Origin of the sequence: Micromonospora sp. NPDC005979 (assembly GCF_040614415.1) — a bacterium.
Taxonomy (GTDB): domain Bacteria; phylum Actinomycetota; class Actinomycetes; order Mycobacteriales; family Micromonosporaceae; genus Micromonospora.
In genome coordinates this window covers 38,127-60,561 of sequence record NZ_JBEXUR010000017.1, presented here as the reverse complement: position 1 = coordinate 60,561, position 22,435 = coordinate 38,127, and the positions used below count along the sequence as shown (strand labels likewise).

Annotated in this window: 14 protein-coding genes; 5 read left to right on the top strand and 9 right to left on the bottom strand. The window is 68.2% G+C overall.

The window, feature by feature from the left end; genetic code table 11:
* Positions 1-117: 117 nt before the first annotated feature.
* Positions 118-1,368, bottom strand: coding sequence for a helix-turn-helix transcriptional regulator (locus ABZ272_RS25175; RefSeq protein ID WP_355052378.1), 1,251 nt, complete (start codon positions 1,366-1,368; stop codon positions 118-120).
* On the bottom strand, positions 1,355-1,561 hold the full coding sequence (locus tag ABZ272_RS25170; RefSeq protein WP_355052377.1) for a hypothetical protein: 207 nt from the start codon (positions 1,559-1,561) through the stop codon (positions 1,355-1,357). The genes ABZ272_RS25175 and ABZ272_RS25170 overlap by 14 nt, the downstream gene beginning before the upstream one ends.
* Before the next feature lie 178 nt (positions 1,562-1,739).
* On the opposite strand from ABZ272_RS25170, the gene ABZ272_RS25165 reads away from it, so the two are divergent.
* From ABZ272_RS25165 to ABZ272_RS25155, 3 genes are all read left to right on the top strand, one after another.
* Positions 1,740-3,098: a hypothetical protein gene (locus tag ABZ272_RS25165; RefSeq protein WP_355052376.1), complete on the top strand. Its 1,359-nt coding sequence runs from the start codon at positions 1,740-1,742 to the stop codon at positions 3,096-3,098.
* Between the two features lie 40 nt (positions 3,099-3,138).
* Positions 3,139-3,633: an NUDIX hydrolase gene (locus ABZ272_RS25160; RefSeq protein ID WP_355052375.1), complete on the top strand. Its 495-nt coding sequence runs from the start codon at positions 3,139-3,141 to the stop codon at positions 3,631-3,633.
* Positions 3,634-3,828: 195 nt separating this feature from the next.
* Positions 3,829-6,978: an NB-ARC domain-containing protein gene (locus tag ABZ272_RS25155; protein WP_355052374.1), complete on the top strand. Its 3,150-nt coding sequence runs from the start codon at positions 3,829-3,831 to the stop codon at positions 6,976-6,978.
* Between the two features lie 1,010 nt (positions 6,979-7,988).
* On the opposite strand, the gene treZ is transcribed toward ABZ272_RS25155, so the two are convergent.
* Genes treZ through glgX form a run of 3 tightly spaced genes read right to left on the bottom strand, consistent with a single transcriptional unit; the run spans position 7,989 to position 14,135 of the window.
* Positions 7,989-9,713, bottom strand: a complete 1,725-nt coding sequence (gene treZ, locus ABZ272_RS25150) for a malto-oligosyltrehalose trehalohydrolase (protein ID WP_355052373.1) — start codon at positions 9,711-9,713, stop codon at positions 7,989-7,991.
* Entirely contained in the window at positions 9,710-12,016 is a 2,307-nt protein-coding gene (gene treY / locus ABZ272_RS25145) for a malto-oligosyltrehalose synthase (RefSeq protein WP_355052372.1), read from the bottom strand. Before treY ends, treZ begins: the two co-directional genes overlap by 4 nt.
* A gap of 1 nt (position 12,017) precedes the next feature.
* A complete protein-coding gene (gene glgX / locus ABZ272_RS25140; RefSeq protein ID WP_355052371.1) occupies positions 12,018-14,135 on the bottom strand; it encodes a glycogen debranching protein GlgX in 2,118 nt (705 codons plus the stop codon).
* Between the two features lie 313 nt (positions 14,136-14,448).
* On the opposite strand from glgX, the gene ABZ272_RS25135 reads away from it, so the two are divergent.
* Positions 14,449-15,894, top strand: coding sequence for a glycosyltransferase family 4 protein (locus ABZ272_RS25135; RefSeq protein ID WP_355052370.1), 1,446 nt, complete (start codon positions 14,449-14,451; stop codon positions 15,892-15,894).
* 500 nt (positions 15,895-16,394) lie between these two features.
* The gene (locus tag ABZ272_RS25130; RefSeq protein ID WP_355052369.1) at positions 16,395-17,039 is read left to right on the top strand and encodes a maleylpyruvate isomerase N-terminal domain-containing protein; all 645 of its coding nucleotides are present in this window, start codon (positions 16,395-16,397) and stop codon (positions 17,037-17,039) included.
* 115 nt (positions 17,040-17,154) lie between these two features.
* On the opposite strand, the gene ABZ272_RS25125 is transcribed toward ABZ272_RS25130, so the two are convergent.
* The 4 genes from ABZ272_RS25125 to ABZ272_RS25110 form a co-directional block, all read right to left on the bottom strand.
* On the bottom strand, positions 17,155-18,438 hold the full coding sequence (locus ABZ272_RS25125; RefSeq protein WP_355052368.1) for a citrate synthase: 1,284 nt from the start codon (positions 18,436-18,438) through the stop codon (positions 17,155-17,157).
* Between the two features lie 212 nt (positions 18,439-18,650).
* A complete protein-coding gene (locus ABZ272_RS25120) occupies positions 18,651-20,714 on the bottom strand; it encodes a sulfatase-like hydrolase/transferase (RefSeq protein ID WP_355052367.1) in 2,064 nt (687 codons plus the stop codon).
* The gene (locus ABZ272_RS25115; protein WP_355052366.1) at positions 20,707-22,134 is read right to left on the bottom strand and encodes a class I SAM-dependent methyltransferase; all 1,428 of its coding nucleotides are present in this window, start codon (positions 22,132-22,134) and stop codon (positions 20,707-20,709) included. Before ABZ272_RS25115 ends, ABZ272_RS25120 begins: the two co-directional genes overlap by 8 nt.
* Positions 22,135-22,148: 14 nt before the next feature.
* Complete coding sequence (locus ABZ272_RS25110; protein WP_355052365.1) at positions 22,149-22,298, bottom strand: hypothetical protein; 150 nt, start codon at positions 22,296-22,298, stop codon at positions 22,149-22,151.
* Positions 22,299-22,435 lie beyond the last annotated feature (137 nt).

Here is a 22,435-nt window from a genome sequence, read left to right as displayed (position 1 = left end):
CTGGCTGATCGTCGGCATGTCGCGGTGCCCGCACTACTTCGCGGAAACTGCTGCCTCGGGCGCGCGGGAGACAGCAGTTTCCCTGATGTTGCGCGGATCTTGAGGCCGATCAGGCGTTCAGCAGGTGAGGCCGACCAGCGTCGCCAGTCGCGCCACGCCGGCCGGCACCGGCCGCGCCCGCGCACAATCGGCGATGAGGGTACGCGCCAGAGGCCGCCCCCGAACCTCGGCCGGCGCGACACTGTCCGCGTCGACCAACGCCCGTGCCGCCCCACGCAGGTCTCCGGCGTGCACGTACACCCGCGCGGCGTCGAGCAGGTACGCGCCCCGATACTCGGCCGGCAACCATCGCCAGCCCTCCCGCCGCACCACGATCGAGTGCCGTCGCAGCGCCTCCATCGAGTTGTCCCGCGCGGCCGCCAGCAGTACCCGTACCAGCTCGACAGCGACCGGGCCGAAGCTGGTGCGATGCTGATCGTCGTACCCCCGAAGGTTTGTGGCGACGCCCGCGGCCCGGTCGGTCAGCGCGGCGGCGCGGCGGTGCTCGCCGCAACCGGCGGCAGCGAGCGCGGCCTGGACCAGCAGCGTGCCGCCCACGGCCCACTCCCCCGCCGACCGCCCGCAGCCCCCGCCCCGGTGATCATGGAGTTGGCGGGAGCTTTGATCTCTATACGGCCCGTCAACCTCATGATCACCCGAGCGAGATGTGGCCGGGTCGGTGGTGGGCGGGAGAATGCGGGTGGCTGCGGTAAGTGTCGCGGTCAGGGCAAGGCGGTTACGGCCCGACGCGCGCAGCGCCTGGCCCACCGACACGGCCGCCGACGTCGCGAGCGCCGGGTCGTCTGCAGCGGCGCCCATCGCCCGGTCAGCGGCCAGCCAGGCGAGGTCGGCCTCGCCGAGCTTCACCAGCAGCGACGAGGTGATCCGGTAAGCCTGCACGAGCAGTTCCGCCGACCGCGCGCCCTGAGCGGCGTCGAGCAGACCCGGCACCACGCGCAGCAGCTCCGGGTAGTGCGCGTGCTGGTACGACAACCAGGCGTGCCCGACCTGCCGTCTCAGCTCATCGGTCTGCGGTGGAGCTTGCGGGATGTCGTAGCGGGCGAGCGCGGCCCGGATGTCGTCCACTCCAGGCGGAGTGCTGCTCGGGGTGCTGGGCGGCTGGCCGAGCAGCACCTCCGGGTCGACTCGCAGGACGCGGGACAGTTCCTGGATGACCGAGTACCGGTCCAGGGGGCGCACGCCGCGCTCGATCTTGTCGACCCAGCTCTTCGACCTGCGCAGGCGATCGGCCAGCATCTGCTGGGTCATCGAGCGCCGCACCCGCCAGCCGGCGACCCGTCGTCCGATGGGGAGGTCATCGCTGCTCACGCCGCCACCGCCGGTCCGGGACCGCACGGGTCGTGTCGTCCACGGGTACGCGCTCCGCCTCGGCCTGAGCCAGAATGCGCTGCTTGGCAGCCTCCTGCTCGGCCGCCTCAGCCTGTTCACCCTTGCTCGGTTGCCTATCGCTGCCCATCTCCACCTCCGTCAACCGGGGCGGGACACTGAGCTCTGCCGCCACCCGGGAACTCCCTGCAACCAGGCAAGCGGGCTGCCGGCCGACGAGCCAGATGGCGAGCGCTGCGCACGGTTGCGCTGGTCAGGACGTGGCTTGCGCGGGGTTGCGCGGGTCCCCATCGGACGACGGCAACCCATAGGCTCATCACTGTTGGTAGTTGAACGATTGCTGGAGGCGAAACGTGGCACGACCGGTGACGAATGCGGCCTTCGACGGACTGCTGACTGCCGCTGGTTATGGGAACGCGCACGCCGCATTCGCACGCCAGCTCAATCACGTCGGCCGAGAGCAGGGCGCCTGGCGGTACGACGCAGCCAGCGTCTACTGGTGGCTGCGCGGTCGCCGGCCTGGCGAGCACGTCCAAGAGGCCATGGCCGAAACACTCGCTCGCAAACTCGGGCGAGCCGTCTCTGCGGCGGAGCTGGGATTCGGCGTTCTCGCCAGCACCGGAACATGCGTCTACCCCGCTTCCGTCGATGCGGCAATAGATGCCGCCGAGCAGATCTGGATGACGCTCGCCAAGCACCTCAACCGGCAGGCAGACGGGAGCTTCGACAGCGGTAAAGCTCTACAGGCGGCGCTCGGCTGGCGGTACGACCTGCCCGATCAGGCGGTCATCCGGCGCGGTCGGCAGAAGGTGACCTCCAGCGATGTTCAATCGCTGTACGCGCTGGCGGACCATTTCACCGACCTCGACCGACGTCACGGCAGCGGCTCTCCGCATACTCGTGCCGTCATGGCCGATCTGCTCGTACGTCAGGTCGGGCCGATGTTGCGCGGCACCTACACCGACGCAGTGGGGCGCGAACTCCTGCGTGCGGCGGCGGTGCTCGCCGGCCAACTCGCCTTCATGTCGTACGACGCGGGCGACCATTCGAGGGCGCAACATCACGTGACCCTCGGTATGCGGCTCGCAAAGGCCGGGAACGACCGCCTCTACGGCGCTCACCTGCTAGCGAACCTTGCCACTCAGGCTGTGTTTCTGGGCCATGCTCGGGAGGCTGCTCGGCTCGCGGAAGCCGCCATCGACGGGGCTGGCCGTGCACCCGCCGCGGTCCTCGCGCGGCTACACGCCACCGCCGCTACGGCCTATGGACAGGCAGGCGAACGGCGTGCCTGCCAACTTGCCCTCAACAAGGCTGAGCACTCTCTAGGTCGGACGGGCACAGAGTCCGGCCCACGCTGGGTCGGCTACTTCACCCCAGCCCACCTGGCCGGCGCAGCTCTGAGATGCCTAGGCGACCTGCACCTTTATCCGCAGGCCCTACGACATGCGCCCGACGCGCTCACCCTCGGCAGCCAGAACACCCGAACCCGTGCCCTGCACACGGCTCTCATCGCGATGACTCATGCCCGGGCTGGCGACACCGATGCGGCCTGTGAGTGGAGCCGGACGCTGGTGCAGGATGCTGCGGCCGTCCAGTCGGTGCGCGTTCGTCAGCGCCTCCGCGAACTCACTACCAGTCTCCGCATGCACCGGGCATCGCCCCAGCTCAACGAAGCCCTGCTTGCTCTCTCAGCCGCGCCAGCAGCTACGTAGAGCGAGAGCGTACTTAGGCATGTCCGCTACCGTCACCGGGGTGACCTGGACGGAGCCCGCCACCTGGTATGCCAACCTGGCTTCCTTCTACGCTGCCGCTGCGGCTTTCATCACCGACCCAGCGGGGAACGTCCTGCTCGTCAAGCCCACATACCGCGACCACTGGGCCTTCCCTGGCGGCTATGTGGACGAGGGCGAATACCCACACGATGCCTGCGCCCGCGAAGTCCGGGAGGAACTGGGGATCGCCGTGGTGGTCGGCGAGCTTCTCGTCGTCGATTGGGCTCCGCCCTCTGGACAGCGGCCTCGCGCCATAATCAGCTTCACCTACGACTGCGGCTTCATTGCCGGCCTTGACGGCATCACTGTCCCAAGACAGGAACTAGAGGATGTTGCCTTCTTTACGCGCCGAGACGCTGAGCAGGCCCTTCCCCATAATGTGGCTCGGCGAGTCTCCGCAGCAGCAGATGCCCGCAGCCGCGAAGGCCCGACGCACCTTGTCGGCGGCGTGGAGCGACTGCCACCTTCAGGGTAAGGCGGCGGCGGAACAAGGGCGGCGCCCAGAGATCTCGCGAACGCAGGCGGCGCTGAGGTTCGGACATCGTTCGCCCAGTCCACCGCTCCGGGCCGAACTCGAAGGCCGACCCGCGAATATCTGTCCCTACTGCTCTCGCTACATATATTCCCGTTTCGGGCATAACGTACAGGGTCGGCGGACAATCCTCCGCGCGTGGCGGCGGAAGTCGGAATCACGACAGAACAGCGCGATGCGCGGCAGCCGCCGAACCGGATAGGATTTTCAATTTGCTGGCAGGATGGACGCCGGCCAACTCCTCCAGCAGAGCTGGCAAGAGATCTGTCCAGTAGACGGCGGGAGCGAAAATCGATGGGCGGCCGGGAAGCAGTCCGTGGTTTCGAGTATCAGTTCCTACAGGCTCTCGAATTCAGCCTAGATTCGATTTCTATCGATGATCGACGTACCACGACCCTGTTCGTCGAAGAGCCGCCCAAAGATGATCCGAATGCCGACGCCGAAATAGTCGACTTTTCACTGCACTCCGACCAGAAGTGCCTCCTCGCAGTTCAGGTCAAGAGTGGAAGTGAGGCATCGACAATTTCGGCGTGGGAGGCCGTGAAGATCATCATAAGATTAGTCAGCCTGGAGTCGGAAGCGTATCTTCTGCTCACCAACCGAGCCGCGGGCCCAGGACTTGAAGCATTACAGCGCCTCTTATCAAACCCTCCCGCAGATCCTCCTAGTTTGCGTGCTGAAATTCGTCGTCTTGTCGCAAGAGCAAAGACGGCATCCGAAATTCTGCCCCCCGCCGAATCGACCGCCTGGGAGCGCATTACCCGCTGCAGTATCCGGCTCGACGATCGTAATCGATACGAAGTTCGGAGTGCAGTACGCGAAAAGGTTCGAAATCTTCGTCGCAGATTCTCAGGGGCCGAATCTGTCGGATGGGACGCCGCAGGAATCCTACTTGGCTATCTTGTCTCCGAGGTAATCGGCAAGGCGGCAGCACCTGGCGAGCCACGAATACCCTTCACCGCGCTAAAGCGAGAATTGTGCATTGACGCAGTCACACTGGCTGACGCCATCGGGCGGCAAGGTTGGACGGAGTATGTAACAGTTCCTGCACGTCAACCCGATATCGCTCGACCAGAAATCCTTGAGAAGATCGGATCTGCCTTACAAACCCCAATCAAAAACATGCACGTTCCAGTGTGCGTATTAAGCGGTCTATCCGGAATTGGCAAGACTAGCTTAGCCGCAGCATGGGTGGCTGATCGCAACGACTCCTACGCCGCCGTCTTGTGGGTGGACGCGAGCAGTACCGAAGCGATGCACCACTCCTTCTCGGTAATCGATCAGTGGTGTCAGGCTGAGATTCCCTCCGCAAAGTTTCAGAATGACCTCAAGCAGCGAGTCCACCTTGCGCTTGCCCAGCTGCGCCAGCCGTGGCTACTCGTTTTCGACAACGCCATTGAGCATCCACATGTAAGAGCCTGGCTACCCACCTCGGGATTAGGTCATGTTCTTGTCACAACCACCGATCAGACGGCGTGGAGCGGGCCTCGTGTCAGCAAGGTCGCTGTTCCACCCATGACCCAGGATCAAGCACTCAACCTTATGTCAACGAGGCTCGTCGGACGCAAGAGGACGAACGAGCCTGAAGACCAGCTGCGGGAGTTCGTCGAGTACCTACAACGCTGGCCATTGGCGCTGGAGCTCGCGGCAGCGTATCTGAGCGAATGTTACGGCGACGTGGATAGCATTGGCGACTACAAACGTGCTCTGATGCGGGCCCTAGACGACGAGAGTTCTGTGCCCCTGGGTTACCCACGAACCCTTGCCGCAGCAATCCGCCTGGGGTGGGACCGCATGCGCGCCCATGGTGATAATGAAACCGCAGCCGAGTGTGCGTTCAAGGCTCTGTGGTTCGCTGCCTACATGTCATCCCGACAGATTCCCGTCCACCTTCTGCTAATGTGCATCTTCTTGGACCCACGGTCGGCCCTTGAGCAAGGCCTGAATGGGCCAGTTCCCTACCGAGGACAGAATGCCCCGATGGGTGAGATTGTCCGCGCCATGCGTAAAGAATCGCTTGTCGCCGTGGACCGACCCTTGGATTTCGAGCGCTCTAAACAAGGGCCAACATCTCTGAACTACACAATATCCATGAACGAAGTAGTGCAAGAGGTTATTCGGAGCGAAGCCCGCCGATCAAGAATTGAGGAAAGCATCGTCACTCAAGGCGCCTTCTTCACTCAGTCTTGGCTCGCCGGCCTCATCGATGCCGGACGCTACGACCTGGCAGGACAATTTTTGGAGCAGTGCATCACCCTCGGCGACTACGGTGACGCCCAGGGTTTCGACAACCATTGCTTAGCCCTGCTCTGGGGAAATACAGCCAGCGCCCTCATGTTTTACGAGGATTGGCACAACGCTGAGCGATGTCTGCGTTCCGAATTGCGCTACCTGCACGCAGCATCGGAACGTGATCCTCTTATCGATCTGCAAACGCACAGTCAACTCGCCTATTGCTTACTGAGGCGAGCCGAGAGGCCGAAGCTCATAGTTGGTGAAGTCACAGAACTGCTGGAGGCAGTTCTGGCACGCGCGGATGCTGCTCGGAAACATGATATAGAAGCCGTCTCTGTACAGATCTCGAATGCCGTAACAGTCGCAAACGAGATGTATATGGATTGGGGTCGAGACGAGCGCGTAGGTAACCTACTGGAGAGGCTGCGCCACTACAACTACAGTCTCCCGTCGACGGGGCTTAGTAAAGTCCAGAACGAAATTATCAAGATAAATGAAATGTTGCGATCGCCGTCGGATGAGACGGCAGCGGCCAGCAAATTCATCGAGGCGCTTCTTGACAGGGGAGATGCTGGCCCGCATACAGTCACCCTGCTAAGACTACTGGCCGAGGCGAAGGCCCAGAGTCATGACTGGGTGGGGTGCATCAAGGTCCTAGACAGCTTCTCGGCAGCCGCGGCAGGTTTGTCGATCGCCTACCTGGATTTGACGAACCTTGTTCTCGGCACAGCATACTTCGCGGTGATGTACGAGGTTGCAGGCGAGCCCGATGCGTGTATCGCCCTCGAGCGGGCTTTGACACTCGCATTGCAATATCAAAATGCAGGCGGCAGATTCCGGCCCCACGATAGAGCCAGGCTGCTTACTTACCAGGCATTCCTGGCTCTGACGAAGGGTCACTTCTCCGTAGCTCTGAGGCACATCGAATTAGTCGAAGAGCGGGACCTTTCGGAAGCCCAGACGGGCAAGGCTATTGGACCCTTGCAGCTATACCGCGTAATACGTCAGTCGCTGCAAACTTGCGATCCAAATCTACTAGATGTAAACACATAATCAAGGGGTAAGTTTGAAGAAGAAGAAGAGGGCTGCAGGTGGTACCCGTCCCGGGAGGCGCTTGTCAAAAGGATTGACGAGACAGGGTCTCGAAGTCGACATTCCCGCCGCCGACATTCCGAGGCCGATCGCCAACCTCTCGGGTCAACCCACGAATATCCCGAATAAGCCCGCTCGGGCCAAACTTCCCGTGTACCCAGAAGATAAGCGACGCTTGTGGTCTAGTCCTAATCTGCCGATCAGTGTGCGATTACTCTACGCGGTGCTGTCGTCGCAAAAAGAATTGGAAAGTAATTTCTACTTCAGGCCATCCTCGACGATTTGTGCTGAGCTCACGCGAGCTCTCGAGATCCTCGGTTACAACTCCGTCCCCTTTGCGGTCGTTCAGCAAGTGTTCCGTCGCCGTCCTGACGATGAGTTTTCTGCGCAACCTACAGGTGTCCCAATCGCAACCCTTGGAGGCAGAATCAGCAGATCTGGGCCGAGATTGTCGCCTAGGTTATGGGAACGCCATTACCTGATTTATACGCCAGATTTCCAGCGGTTAATCGATCCAGCAGCCTTCTACGGCAGAGAGCTTCGAGATCTACTCTTTTCTGACGACTCTTTAATGGCTCCTGCCTTAGTTCCTGTCGAGAAGGAGGAAATTTTGAGGGCCGTTCACCCTATCGGGTTCCTGAGGGACCCATACGTTACGGCTTACTCTATTCACGACGACTGGGTGGGCGCCCAAGTCGATGTTCGTGGAAGCCGAGATGCGGAGGTTGAATCGAGAGCAGTCTCGATCGCTTGGCGAGCGGCATCGGTTATCGCGATGATGAAGGTTGGAATGCCGGGATTTATTGGCGAGGTGAGCCCTGAGCTCTCACGCATTATTGGCACATTTCCCGATGGGTAGGGGGAAGGCACGAACCGCATTTAGTAGAATGTATCTGAGGTTACTAGGTGCCACTATCCGCTACGTCAACAATCCGCCGTATCGTTGACGTTGCCGACGTCTGGTACCTGCCTCACAACGCCACGATCGCCGCTGTCTCCGCTGGCAGCTCGATCCGGTCCCGCATGACGGTGACGCCCTCCCCCGTAGCCAGCAAGACCCGACGAGCCACCCCAGGCAACGACACTCCCTGCCCCCGCCCGGCGAAGTTAGCCACGACAAGCGTGTCCCCCCGCCGCATCAGCAGGAACTGGTCCCCGTGCTGCACAGAAACCGCGTGCATCCGAGGATCCGACAGGTCGGCCACCGACCGCCGCAGCGCGATCAGCCGCTGATAAAACGACAACATCGAAGCGTGCTCAGGCTTGTCGAGCTCGGCCCAGTCCAACCGGGACCGTACGAACGTCTCCGGGTCCTGCGGATCAGGCACGTCCCCCTCCGGCCACCCGTGTGAGGCGAACTCGCGCCGCCGCCCGGTCCGCACCGCAGAAGCCAACTCGGGCTCGGGGTGCGAGGTGAAGAACTGCCACGGCGTGGAGGCGGCCCACTCCTCCCCCATGAACAGCATGGGCGTGAACGGCGCCGTCAGCAGGATCATCGCCCCGACCCGCACGAGCGCGGACGACAACGAGGCCGAGATCCGATCCCCGGTGGCCCGGTTGCCGATCTGGTCGTGGTTCTGCAAATAGGCGACCAGCCGGTGCCCCGGCACCCGCGCATCCAGGGGCCGCCCGTGGTGACGGTTACGGAAGCTGGACCAGGTGCCCGCGTGGAAGAACCCCCCGGTGAGGACGTCCGACAGCGTCTCCAGCGAGCCGAAGTCGCCGTAGTAGCCCTGCCGCTCCCCCGTCAGCAGGGTGTGCAGCGCGTGGTGGGCGTCGTCGTTCCACTGGGCGTGCAGGCCGAACCCGCCCGCCTCCCGTGGCGTGATGAGCCGGGGGTCGTTCAGGTCAGACTCGGCGATCAGCGACAGCGGCCGGCCGAGATGAGTCGACAACGACTCGACGGAAACAGCCAGCTCCTCCAAGATCGGCACAGCCCGCGAGTCCGGCAGGGCGTGCACCGCGTCGAGCCGCAACCCGTCGACGTGGTAGTCGCGCAGCCACATGAGCACGCTGTCGATGATGTAGCGGCGTACCTCGTCCGAGTGTGGGCCGTCCAGGTTGATCGAGCGGCCCCAACTGTTGCTCTGCTCGGCGAGGTAGGGGCCGAACCGCGGCGCGTAGGCCCCGGAGGGCCCGAAATGGTTGTAGACGACGTCGAGGATCACCCCCAGCCCCTTCGCGTGGGCAGCGTCGACGAACCGTTTCAGGCCGTCGGGGCCGCCGTAGGGCTCGTGCGGGGCATACCAGCAGACGCCGTCGTACCCCCAGTTGTGTTCGCCGTTGAATGCGTTGACCGGGAGCAGTTCGACCAGGTCGACGCCGAGGTCGACCAGGTGGTCGAGGCGGTCGATGGCCGCGTCGAAGGTGCCTTCCGGGGTGAAGGTGCCGATGTGCAGCTCGTAGAGGATGCTGCCGGGCAGTTGCCGCCCCGTCCACGAGCCGTCGGACCACGCGTAAGCGCTGTGGTCGTAGCGGCGGCTCGGCCCGTGCACACCCGCAGGTTGCCACGGCGAGCGGGGGTCGGGCAGCGCGGTTTCGTCGTCGTTCAGCAGAAAGGAGTAGTCGAGGCCGGCGTCGCGCACCTCGACGGTCCACCAGCCGTCGGCGGCGGCGCGCATCTCGTGGTCGGTGTCGCCGGCCAGGCGTAGGCGTACCCGGCTGGCGTCCGGCGCCCAGACGGAGAATTCGGTCATGACGAGGCCTCCTCGGCAGCGGTGGGAGGAGCCAGCAGAGCAACGGGGTAGTCCGCGAGGACATTGTCCAACGGGACCTCCCCGCCACTGTAGACCCGGCCGGTGAACAGGTCCTTCATCTCGTTAACAGGAAGCGACAGGGCTGTGTCACACCAGCCACCGGCACGTGCCAGGCCCAGCGGCAGTCGGGTCGCCACGGCGATCACGCCACCCCGGTCGAAGGCCACCACGTGCCGGCCTACCGGCCCGTGCGCCGGCACCGGCCGGTAGGTGGTGAACAGCTCCGGGTGCGCCCGCCGCAGGCGCAGCGTCCGCGACACGACGAGCAGCTTCGCCGCTCCGTCGGTGTCGACCGGGGGACGCCAGCCGCCGTCGAGCCGCGCCAGCATCTCCCGGCGTACGTCGAAGTCGACCGGCCGGCGATTGTCCGGGTCGACCAGGGAGTTGTCCCACAGCTCGGTGCCCTGGTATGTGTCCGGGACGCCGGGCATGGTGAGCTGGATCAGCTTCTGCCCGAGGGAGTTGCACCAGCCGGCCGGGGCGATCGCGGCGGCGAGTTCGGTCAGCTCGTCGTGCAGCGCCGGGTCGTCGTACATGCGGTCGATGACCGCGTGCATGGCCTGCTCGAAGCCCGGGTCGGGGTCCGCCCAACTGGTCGAGGCCGCGGCCTCCCGGGCGGCCTTCTCGGCGTACGCGTGCAGCCGCTCCCGCTCGATCGGCCACGCGCCGACGGCCGTCTGCCAGAGCAGGTGGGCGAACGCCGGGTCGGGCAGCGGCGCGTACTCCATCCAGGTCGTGACCTGTTCCGCCCACCGACCCGGCAGCTCGCTGAGTACGGCGAGGCGGGCGCGGACGTCCTCGCCGCGCTTGGTGTCGTGGGTGGAGAGGGTGGTCTGGCTGGCGGGCCAGCGGACCTGGCGGGCGGCGGCGAAGCGGTGGAACTCCGCCGGCGGTACGCCGAAGTGGGCGGGGCTGCCGCCCACCTCGTTGAGCGCCACGAACCGGGTCCAGCGGTAGAAGGCGGTGTCCTCGACGCCCTTGGCCATCACCGCGCCGGTGAGCTGCGGGAAGCGCATGCCCAGCTCGTCGTCGGGGTCACGCAGCCGGCGGGTGATGGCGTCCAGTGCGCCGGTCAGGTCGGGGCGGCGGCGACCGGCCTCGGAGCGGGCGGCGGCGAGGTGCCGGGCGCCCTGCGGCGGGTAGCCCCGGTAGACCGGGAACACCGCCGCCAGCTCGGCGAGGGCCGCGCGGGCCTGCTCGGTCGGCACCTCGGGGGCGAGCGCGGCGAGCCGGGTCAGCTCGGCGCCGAGCAGCGTGGTGGCGGCCGCCAGCTTGGTCGAGTGGGTCAGGTCCTCCCACGAGGTGCGCTGCCCGGTCAGCCGGGTGTCCAGCACCGTGAAGTCGCCCTCGGCGTCGGTGTCGACGAAGAGGCCGTTCACGGCGGCGAGAGCGTCGTACCCGGTGGTGCCGTCCACCGGCCAGTCCGGCAGCTCCTCGCCGTACTCCAGGATCTTCTCCACCACGAGCCAGGCGTCCGGCGCGGCCTCGCGCAGCCGCGCGAGGTAGCCGGCCGGGTCGCGCAGGCCGTCCGGGTGGTCGACGCGGATGCCGTCGACCTCCCCGTCGGCGGCCCAGCGCAGGATCAGCTCGTGCACGGCCGCGAACACCGCCGGGTCCTCCACCCGCAGGCCCGCCAGGCCCGCGATGGCGAAGAACCGGCGGTACGTCAGCTCGGCGTCCCCGCGTCGCCAGGAGACCAGCTCGTAGCGCTGCCGGTCGTGCACCTCGCGGGCGCTGCCGTCGCCCGTGCCGTCGGCGATCGGAAAGCGGTGCTCGTGGTAGCGCAGCTCGCCGTCGACGACCTTCAGGTCGTCCAGGGCGGCCGGGTCGTCGGCCAGGACCGGCAGCAGCAGCCGGCCCCGGTCCCAGTCGATGTCGAACCAGTCGGCGTACGACGAGTCGCGCCCCCGGCGCAGCACGTCCCACCAGGCCGGGTTGGCCGGCGGTACGGCGACCCCGGCGTGGTTGGGCACGATGTCGACGACCAGGCCGAGCCGCTTGTCGCGCAGGGCGCGCACCAGCCGCTGCCGGGCAGCTTCCCCGCCCAGCTCCGAATTGACGGACCGGTGGTCGACGACGTCGTAGCCGTGCTGCGAGCCGGGCGTGGCGGCCAGCAGCGGGGCGCTGTAGAGGTGGCTGACGCCGAGGTCGTGCAGGTAGTCGACGATCGCGGCGGTGGCGTCCAGGTCGAAACCGGGGCGGACCTGGACGCGGTAGGTGGCCTTGGGAGGGGTGGCCGGCATGTCAGATCATCCTCTCCAACACGACGAGGGACCGGTCCGGTACCCGGATGGTGCCGCCCGCGCTGATCACCGTGGCGTCGCCCGGCTCCGGTTCGGCGGTGCTGATCACGCGTTCCCACTTCTGCCCGTACTCGCTGCCGGGCATGGTGAAGTCCAGCGGCGCGTCGTGGGCGTTGAAGCACAGCAGGAACGAGGCGTCGTGGTGCTTCTGGCCGTACTGGCCGCGCTCGCGGATGCCCTCGCCGTTGACGAACAGCGCCACCGACCGGCCGAAGTCGTTGCCCCAGTCCTCGCCGGTCATCTCCCGCCCGTCCGGGGTGTGCCACGCCAGGTCCGGCAGCGGCTCGTCGGTGCCGCGCCCGCCCACCGGCAGGCCGGTGAAGAACCGGCGGCGACGGAACACCTGGTGGCGCTTGCGGAAGTCGGTGAGCGTGCGCACGAAGTCCAGCAACTGCTCGTCGGCGTTGTCCCAGTCGATCCAGGCCAGCTCGCTGTCCTGGCAGTAGGCGTTGTTGTTGCCGTGCTGGGTACGCCCCAACTCGTCGCCATGGCCGATCATCGGCACGCCCTGCGACAACATCAGCGTGGCCAGGAAGTTGCGCCGCTGCTTGGCCCGCAGCGCGAGGACCGCCTCGTCGTCGGTGTCACCCTCGACCCCGCAGTTCCAGGACCGGTTGTGGCTCTCGCCGTCGCGGTTCTCCTCGCCGTTGGCCTCGTTGTGCTTGTCGTTGTAGGACACCAGGTCGTTGAGGGTGAACCCGTCGTGCACGGTGACGAAGTTGATGCTGTGGAACGGGCGGCGGCCGTCGTCCTGGTAGAGGTCGGCGGAACCAGAGATGCGGGACGCGAACTCGGCGAGGGTGGCCGGCTCACCGCGCCAGAAGTCCCGCACGGTGTCGCGGTACTTGCCGTTCCACTCCGTCCACAGCGGCGGGAAGTTGCCCACCTGGTAGCCGCCGGGGCCGACGTCCCACGGCTCGGCGATCAGCTTCACCCGGCTGACCACCGGGTCCTGCTGCACCACCTCGAAGAAGGTGGAGAGCCGGTCCACCTCGTAGAACTCGCGGGCCAGGGTGGCCGCCAGGTCGAACCGGAAGCCGTCGACGTGCATCTCGGTCACCCAGTAGCGCAGCGAATCCATGATCAGTTGCAGTGAGTGCGGGCTGCGCACGTTGAGGCTGTTGCCGGTGCCGGTGTAGTCGACGAAGTAGCGGCGGTCCTCCTCGCTGAGCCGGTAGTAGCTCGGGGCGTCCACACCCTTGAAGCTCAGCGTCGGGCCGAGGTGGTTGCCCTCGGCGGTGTGGTTGTAGACCACGTCGAGGATGACCTCGATGCCGGCCGCGTGCAGCGCCTTCACCATGCCCCGGAACTCCTGCACCTGCTGGCCGGTCCGGCCCAGCGCGGAGTAGCCGTGGTGCGGGGCGAAGAAGCCGATGGTGTTGTAGCCCCAGTAGTTGCGCAGCCCCAGGTCGACGAGCCGGTGGTCGTGCACGAACTCGTGCACCGGCATCAGCTCGATCGCCGTCACCCCGAGCCGCGTCAGGTACTCGATCATCGGCGGCGAGGCGATCCCCGCGTACGTGCCGCGCAGCTCCTCCGGGATGTCCGGGTGCCGCATCGTCAGCCCGCGCACGTGCGCCTCGTAGATCACCGAGTGGTGGTACGGGGTGCGCGGCGGCTTGTCGTTGCCCCAGTCGAAGTACGGGTTCACCACCACCGACTTCGGCATGAACGGCGCCGAGTCGGTTTCGTTCATCGTCTCCGGGTCGCCCAGCTCGTAGTCGTACACCGCCGGGTCCCACGTGACGTCACCGTCGATGGCCTTGGCGTACGGGTCGAGCAGCAGCTTGTGCGGGTTGCAGCGCAGCCCGTTCGCGGGGTCGTACGGCCCGTACACCCGGTAGCCGTAGCGCTGCCCCGGCTCGATGCCCGGCAGGTACGCGTGCCAGACGTACGCGTCGACCTCGCGCAACTCGATACGGCGCTCCGCGCCGGTGTCCCACTCGTCGAACAGGCACAGCTCGATCCGCTCGGCCACCTCGGAGAAGATGGCGAAGTTGGTGCCCATCCCGTCGTAGGTGGCGCCCAGGGGATACCGCTCGCCCGGCCAGACCTGCATGTCGCTCCCTCAAGCCATGGTGATGTGCGCGCCGGCTCAGCCGCCCGCGCGCAAGCGGGTAGTGCCCCCGCCCCGGGCGCGCCAATCCATCCTTTCAGGCGGTGACCGGAATCCACCTGTCTGATGCGCGCTACACCCCTCAGGTGTCTTCCGTCACCATGGCCGATTTGGAGGTGCGAACCGGCGTCCGATGGCCTTTGCTTGTCGGGGGACACGCGCCAGCGTGCGCCCGTCGGCCCTCGGCCACCTTTTTTCCACCCTCTCCGCCGCCACTGACGCCGGCGCGCCCCTCCATGCCTGGACGGAGACAGATGTGACGACCCTGCGGGTCGATGAGCAGCTCGCTGCCACCAAGGACCGAACCCACCGGCCCACCGTGACCTCCCGGCCCCAGCCGTCGACCTCGCCCGGTCCGTCCGCGCAGCCCGGCTCCGCCGTGCCGGCGCAGCGCGGTCCCGGTGTGCCGCCGCAGACCCGTCGCATCCTCATGCTGTCGTGGGAGTACCCGCCGGTGCTCGTCGGCGGCCTCGGCCGCCACGTCCACGCCCTGTCCGTGGCCCTGGCCGCCGCCGGGCACGAGGTCACCGTCGTCACCCGCCACGCCGAGGGCGCACCCCTGGAGGAGTACGCCGACGGCGTACGCATCCTGCGCGCCCCCGAAGACCCGGTGACGTTCCCCCTCGCCACCGGCTCGCTGCTGGCGTGGACCATGGCGTTCAACCACACCCTCACCCGCACCGCACTGCGCGCCACCCAGGCCGGCGCCTACGACGTCATCCACGCCCACGACTGGCTCGTCGCGCACACCGCGATGACGTTGCGCGACCACCTGGACATCCCGCTGGTCAGCACCATCCACGCCACCGAGGCGGGCCGGCACCAGGGCTGGCTGCCCGAGGAGATGAACCGCACCATCCACGGCGTCGAGCAGTGGCTCAGCAGCGAGTCCAACCGGGTGATCGTCTGCTCCGGCTACATGCGCGACGAGGTCAACGCCCTGTTCGGCGTACCGGCCAGCCGGGTCGACGTGGTCGCCAACGGCGTCGAGTCGTACCGCTGGAAGGTGCCGGCACGCGACGTGGCGGCGGCCCGGGCCCGGTTCGCCGGGGACGGCCCGCTGGTGACCTTCGCCGGTCGGCTGGTGTACGAGAAGGGCGTCCAGCACCTCGTCGCCGCTCTCCCCCGGCTGCGCGAGCGGCACCCCGGGCTGCGCGCCGTGATCGCCGGCGACGGCCCGTACCGCGCCGACCTGGAGGCCGAGGTGCACCTCCGTGGCCTCGGCGGCATGGTCAGCATGCCCGGCTTCCTCGGCGGCACCGACCTGCCGGCGCTGATGGCCGCGTCCGACTGCTTCGCCGTGCCGAGCATCTACGAGCCGTTCGGCATGGTCGCCCTCGAAGGGGCCGCCGCCGGTGCGCCCCTGGCCGTCGCCGCCACCGGTGGCCTCGCCGAGATCGTCGAGTCGGGAGCGACCGGCATGACGTTCCGCCCGCACGACCCGGACAGCCTCGCCGACGCCGTCGACGCGCTGCTGTCCGACCGCGAGCGCGCCCGCGCCATGGCCCGCCGGGCCCGTCGGATGGTCACCGAGCAGTACGGCTGGACCGCCATCGCCCAGCGCACCGCCGCCAGCTACGGCGCCGCCATCGCCAACGACGCCGCGTTCACGACCGAGCGCGCCGAACAGCGCATGTCGCAGGGCCGGGCGCTTCCGGCGCTCCCCGACGGCAACCTGCTGGCCGCCGCCGGCCTCCGCTGACGCCTCCGAGCGCGCGTGCCCGACGCGCACGTGCGGTGATCGACTCGCGTTCCTAGAAGTCGGGGTGTCCCGTGCCCGGTGACACCCCGACTTCCCGTAGGCCGAGCCGGTCACCGCCCGCCCGTGCGCCTCGACCACGGAAAGGGCACACCCGCCCCCGACACCACCGGCGAGCCGGGGCGGCACCCGGAGCGTCGACGCCCCCAGCCGGACGACCCCACCTCCCCCTCACGTCCTTTGCTCTGCTTCAACGGGGGAAACACCCGGTGTCCGATTATCGGACGCCAGGTGTTTCCTGGATTGAAGCAGAGCAAAGGACGCGCGCGGCAACCTCCCGGTCCGCCCCGGTGTCGCGGCTCCACCGCTCTTCGTCGGTGTGGATCGCCGCCCGGTCTTCCTCGGTGTGGATCGCCGCCCGCGCATCCTTGTCGCCCGCCCCGCCGACCCGAGGCGATTTCGCCGGTCGTGCCGGGCGCGGCTCGTCCTGCCAGAATGTGCTGATGTCTCGTCCCGTTGACGCTCTGGATTCCGCCTTCCCGATCGCCGCTTCGATCGCGCTGGACCTGATCCGGCACCCCGAGGTGGCCGCGCGGTGGTCGCGCCCGAGCGCCCTGCCGCACCTGTCCGTGGGCGCGCTGGCGTGCCACCTCGGGCGGCAGGCGATCCGTGCGGCGGAGTTGTTGCCCGCGTCCGCCGACCTGCCCACCCTGGAATCGGCCGACAGCCACTACGAGCGGGCCGCCTGGGTCACCGAGGGCACCCCGGACGAGGACGCGGTCGCGGCCGGCCCGGACGAGGCCGACGCGCTCCGCGGACCGGACGACCTGCACGCCCGCTCCGGCGAGGCGCTGACACAGGTAAACGACCTGCTCACCCGGGGAGCAGCCCTCGACCTGGTGCCGATCCCGTGGCAGGGCTGGTCCCTGCGACGCGCCGACTTCCTGCTCACGCGCCAGTTGGAGATCGTCGTACACAGCGACGACCTCGCGGTCAGCGTCGGCGTGCCCACCCCGGTCTTTCCGGCGGGGGTCTTCGACCCCGTACGCGACCTGCTCGTCCGGCTGGCTGTGCGCCGACACGGCCAGTCCGCGCTGATCGGCGCGTTGAGCCGCAGCGAACGAGCCCGCGACATCTCCGCCTTCTGACCCCGACCAGCAGGCCAGGACGACGGAACCCGAGCCGATCAAGGTCGACCGAAGACGACGCAGGCCGCCGACCCTGAAGCGGATCGGCGGCCTGCGGTCGTGAAAGGAGCGGAGGTCAGCGCTCGTTGAACGGGACGTAGTCCCGCTCGGCGGCGCCGACGTAGACCTGCCGCGGACGGCCGATCTTGGTCTCCGGGTCGCTGATCATCTCGCGCCACTGGGCGATCCAGCCGGGGAGCCGGCCGAGCGCGAAGAGCACCGTGAACATCTTCGTGGGGAAGCCCATGGCCTTGTAGATCAGGCCGGTGTAGAAGTCCACGTTCGGGTAGAGCCGCCGGGAGACGAAGAAGTCGTCGGCGAGGGCGATCTCCTCCAGCTCCATGGCGATGTCCAGCAGCGGGTCCGGCTTGGCCATCCGGCCCAGCACGTCCTGCGCGGCCTTCTTGACGATCGCCGCCCGTGGGTCGTAGTTCTTGTAGACCCGGTGGCCGAAGCCCATCAGCTTGACGCCGTCCTGCTTGTCCTTGACCTTGCGGACGAAGGACCGGACGTCGTCGTCACCGGCGTGGATCTGCTGGAGCATCTCCAGCACCGCCTGGTTCGCACCGCCGTGCAGCGGGCCGAACAGCGCGTTCACGCCCGCCGAGACGGAGGCGAACAGGTTGGCGTTGCTGGAGCCGACCAGCCGGACGGTCGACGTGGAGCAGTTCTGCTCGTGGTCGGCGTGCAGGACGAAGAGCATGTCCAGCACCTTCGACATGACCGGGTCGACCTCGTACGGCTCCGCCGGCACGCCGAACGTCATGCGCAGCAGGTTGTCCACGTACCCGAGGGAGTTGTCCGGGTACAGCAGCGGCTGCCCGATGGACTTCTTGTACGCGTACGAGGCGATGGTGGGGACCTTCGCCATGAGCCGGACCGTGGAGATCTCCACGTGCTCGGAGTCGAACGGGTCCAGGCTGTCCTGGTAGAAGGTCGACAGCGCGCTCACGGCGGACGACAGCACCGCCATCGGGTGGGCGTCGCGGGGAAAGCCGTCGAAGAACCGACGCATCTCCTCGTGCAGCAGCGAGTGCCGCCGGATCCACTCGGTGAACTCGGTCAGCTGCTGCTCGGTGGGCAGCTCACCGTAGATGAGCAGGTACGAGACCTCCAGGAAGGAGGACTTCTCGGCCAGTTGCTCGATCGGGTACCCCCGGTAACGCAGGATGCCCGCGTCGCCGTCGATGTAGGTGATCGCGGATGAGGCAGCCGCGGTGTTGACGAAACCGGGGTCGTACGTCGTCATCCCGGTTTCCTTCAACAGCTTGCTCACCCCGATGCCAGCGGGGCCCTCGACCGCGGAATGCACCGGCATCGACAGCTGCCCGCCGGGGTGGTCGAGCTTGACTTCCGTCATGTGGTTCCTCGCTTCGCCGGCAGATCTACGTTGAATTGCCTTCGCTTCTACCGTAATTGCGGCTCGGGGGACACTGCCCGCCGTGGTTCGGCGGTGAGGTATGCGTCACCCGATTCCCGACCAGCAGGCCGGGAAACCCGCAATCCCGGCAGGCGGGAAGCCCACGAAAGCCGCAAACGACCTGTCCCCGGCAGTCCGACGGACAGCCGGTTTCAGGACAGCGTCAGGCGGCGCAGCGTACCCGTGGCCGTGACCTGGTAGAGGTCGAGCTGGTTGGTGCCGGCGTGGAACAGCCGGTCGTCGGTGAGCAGCGCGGCGAACCGACGCCCGCCCGGGTCGGTCGGCACCACCGGGACGACCGCGCCGATCCGGCCGTTGACGGCGACGGCCAGCAGCGTGCCGTCCGGTATGGCATCGGGCACGTCACCCCAGACGAGTGCCGGGAGGGTGCCGGTGTCCGGATCGGTGGCCCGGAACGCGGCCAGGTCGGCGACGCGGGCGCTGCCGCCGCTGGGGCCGGCGCGTACCTCGGTGCCGACCAGCCGGTGTGGTGTCGGCAGCGGCGGTGGGGTGGGTACCCCGCCGGGGAAGGTGACCGCCTGGCCGGGGGTGTCGTAGAAGTGTTTCGTGGCGTCGGCGCGCGGGCTCTGGCGGGCGGAGCGACCGTCGACCCGCCAGGGCAGGCGGATGCCGGCCTCGTCGGCGACGGTGGGCAGCAGGTCGACGTGTTCCCAGTTGCGGTCGTCCACCCGGCCGGTCTGCTGCCGTGGTTCCTTGACGAACATCGGCACCCAGGCGACCTCGCCGGCGGCGGCCTTGATGGCGTCCATCCCCCGGCCCTGCGCGCCCGGTGTGAAGCTCACCCCGTGGTCGGCGGTGACGACGACGAGGGCCTGGTCGTAGAGGCCGCTGGCGCGCAGTGTGCGCAGCGTTTCGCCGATCAGCCGGTCGGTGTAGCCGAGTTGGGCGAGGTGACGTTGACGGGCCAGGTCGATCCAGCCGGCGCCGTCGTTGGGCAGGTCCTCGGGGGCGTCGTACCGCGCGCCGGACGGCAGGTACGCCCATGGGGAGTGCGGCATCAGCAGGTGCAGGAAGTGCAGGGTGGGCCGGGGCTGCGGCTTCAGCCCGGCGAGGAAGCTGGTGAACCGGGCGGGTTGGTTGTCGTCGAGGCTGTCCCAGCGGAACTTGGGGTCGGCCGGCACCGGCTCGGCGGCGTCCAGGCCCGCCTCGGCGCGCGTCCGCTCCCGGTACGAGTCCTCCGGGTCGACCGCGCTCTCCGTCGGCCCGGCGATCCGGCCGAGCAGCTTGCCGGTCTCCTTCACCAGCACGCCGAGTCCCTGTTCGGGGGCGACCGGCTGTTCGCAGCGGCTGGGTGGGCAGAGCCGGGTGATGCTCTCCTCGGCCTGGATGTCGTACAGGCCGCCGAAGGCGGTGAACAGGTTGTCCGGGTACTGCGAGTAGTGCGGCGCCACCGACCGCGCCGGGTAGCGGCCGGTGAGCATCGCCGGCAGCGCGTTGGGCGTCCAGCCGCTGACCCCGGTGGCGTTGCGGTACCAGGTCGACGCTCCGGCCAGCTCGGCGAAGTGCGGGAACCGTGCCGCGTCGATCCGGCCGTCGCCGCCGAGCAGGCTGACCAGCGGCAGCTCGTCGAGGATCAGCATGACCACCGGCGGGTGCACGGCGCTGCCCTGCGCGGTGCCGACCGCGCCGCCGTCGCCGCGCGGCAGCACGACCGCCGAGGTGGGCGACACGAACAGGAACAGCGCCACGAACGCCACCGGCCCGGCGGCGGCCAGTCGCAGCGCGCGGACCGGGGCCCGCCACCGCCGGTGCGCCGCCGCGCCGGCCACACCGGCCAGACCGGCAAGACCCAGCAGGGGTACGCCCCGAAGCGTCGTCGCGTGCCGACCCACCTGCACGGCGAGGGCAGCTACCAGCAGGCCCACCAGCGCCGTGTGGGTGAGCGCGCGGAGGGTCCGGCCGGCCAATCGGCTGAGCGCGCCCAGCGCCGCCACGGGCAGGGTGGGTACGAGCGCCACCAGCGCGACCAGCAGCAGGATCTGGCCGGTGTCGGCGCGGTGGAACAGGAAGAAGTCGGGGCTGCGGCCGAGCACGTCCAGCAGCGGCTGGGTGACGACCAGCCCGACCAGCGCGACGATCTCCAGCACCCGGCCCAGCTCCCCGCGCCACCCCCGCTCCCCCCGTCCGACAGCGGCGGGGGGCCGGGTCGACGGTGACGAGGCGGGCGGCGCGGGCTCGACGGGCGGGTCAGCCACCCATCACCGTCCGGTAGAGCGTGCGGGTGCCCGAGGGCAGTTCCAGCCGGTCGGTGATCCGGCCCCGGGCGGCGAGGAGCCGTTCGAAGGTGTCCCGCCGGTAGTCGGGAAAGAGGCCGTCGGGCTTGTTCGCCAGCAGCCGGGCGGCCATCGGGTCGTCCGGGTGGACGAACTCCACCACCACGGCCCCGCCGGGAGCGGTCAGCCCGGCCAGCCAGTCGACGACCTCCGGCAGCGGCACGTTGCGGCCGATCGCCAGGTGGTGCGCGAGAGCCAGGGCGAGCACGACGTCCGCCGACGCCCGCTGGGCGAAGCCGGCCCGCTCGACGCCGCGCCAGCCGCCGCCCGGGGACGGGTCGGCCAGGTCGACCACCAGCGGCAGGATCTGTTGCTGCCCCTCGGAGCGCAGCGCCCGGTACAGCTCGTCGACCACCGCCGGGTCTTGCTCGACGGCGACCACGTAGTCGGCGTGCCCGGCGGCCAGTCGGGAGTACCGGCCGTCGTTGGCCCCGAGGTCGAGCACCAGGCGGGGACGGCCGGCGGCGGCCACGGCGGCGACCACGAACTGCTCCTTGGCGACCCGGTCGCGCGCCGAGTAGCCGCAGGTGCGCTGGTAGTCCGACCAGTGGCTGCCGGAGGGGCGGTGCTCCAGGCGGCGAACCAGCTTCTCGATGCCGCGTACGGTGGCCGCCTGCAACTGGCGCGAGTAGCCGGCGGCCCGGAGCTGGGCCCTGACGTCGGTGGTGCTGGCGGCGGCGTTGCGTTGCTGCATCGCGCCGTGCAGGTGCAGGTGGGTCAGGACGCCGGGGCGCAGCCGACGGGTTCCGCCGAAGAGGGGACGCAACTGCTCGGCCTCGATGCCGTCCACCTGGGCGCGTAGCCAGGGTTGGAAGTCCACGCCCAGGTGCGCGGTGAGCAGCAGCGGGTAGAGCAGGGTCTGGCAGAACTGGCGGTAGCCGGCCCACGGTTCGCCGTCGCGGACCGGCGTGAAGGAGCCGATGTCGATGAAGACGGGTTTCGCGCCGCGCCACTGGAGGTTGTAGGCGGAGCCGTCCTTGGTGGTGAACCCCTCGGCGAGGGCGGTACGCAGGATCTCCAGGTGCAGCAGCGCGGCGTCGCGCAGCATGGCGAAGGACCACTCGTACGGGTGCGAGACGAACGGGATGCGTTCGTGGCGCAGCACCGCCGCCCATTCGGGGCCGGCGGCGGGCGCCAGCGTCGCGGGGGCGTCCTCGGTGGCGCAGACCTTGCCCGCCGAGACGAGGGTGGGAAAGAACGGGCTGGCCGCGAGGGTGCGCCAGTGCGCGGCGGCCTGGGCGTCGAGGCCGCGCAGCACCTCGTCGCCGACGTGGAAGACCCGGTTGGCGGGGTCGCGGAAGGAGGCGGGCTCGGGGCGTACCCCGGTGGGTGTGCTCGTCATGGTCGCCGCGACCGTTACCGCTGGTCGGTGGGCTGCCGGCGGAACCGGTCGACCAGCCGCCGCCAGTAGAGCCTGGCGGCGACCGCGACGCCGGCCACCCCGCCGACGACGGCCTGCACGATCAGGCTGCCCGATCCCGCGTCCAGGTAGGCCAGATGGATCACCGACCGCTCCTTCCCCTCGCCCGTCTCGACACCGGCGTCCCGGGGCGACAGCAATGAGGCTTTTGACCCAGTAAGCCGGACTTGTCCATCACCGTACGCTGCTCGTCCGCGCCACCGCGCCCACATCCGAGGACTCC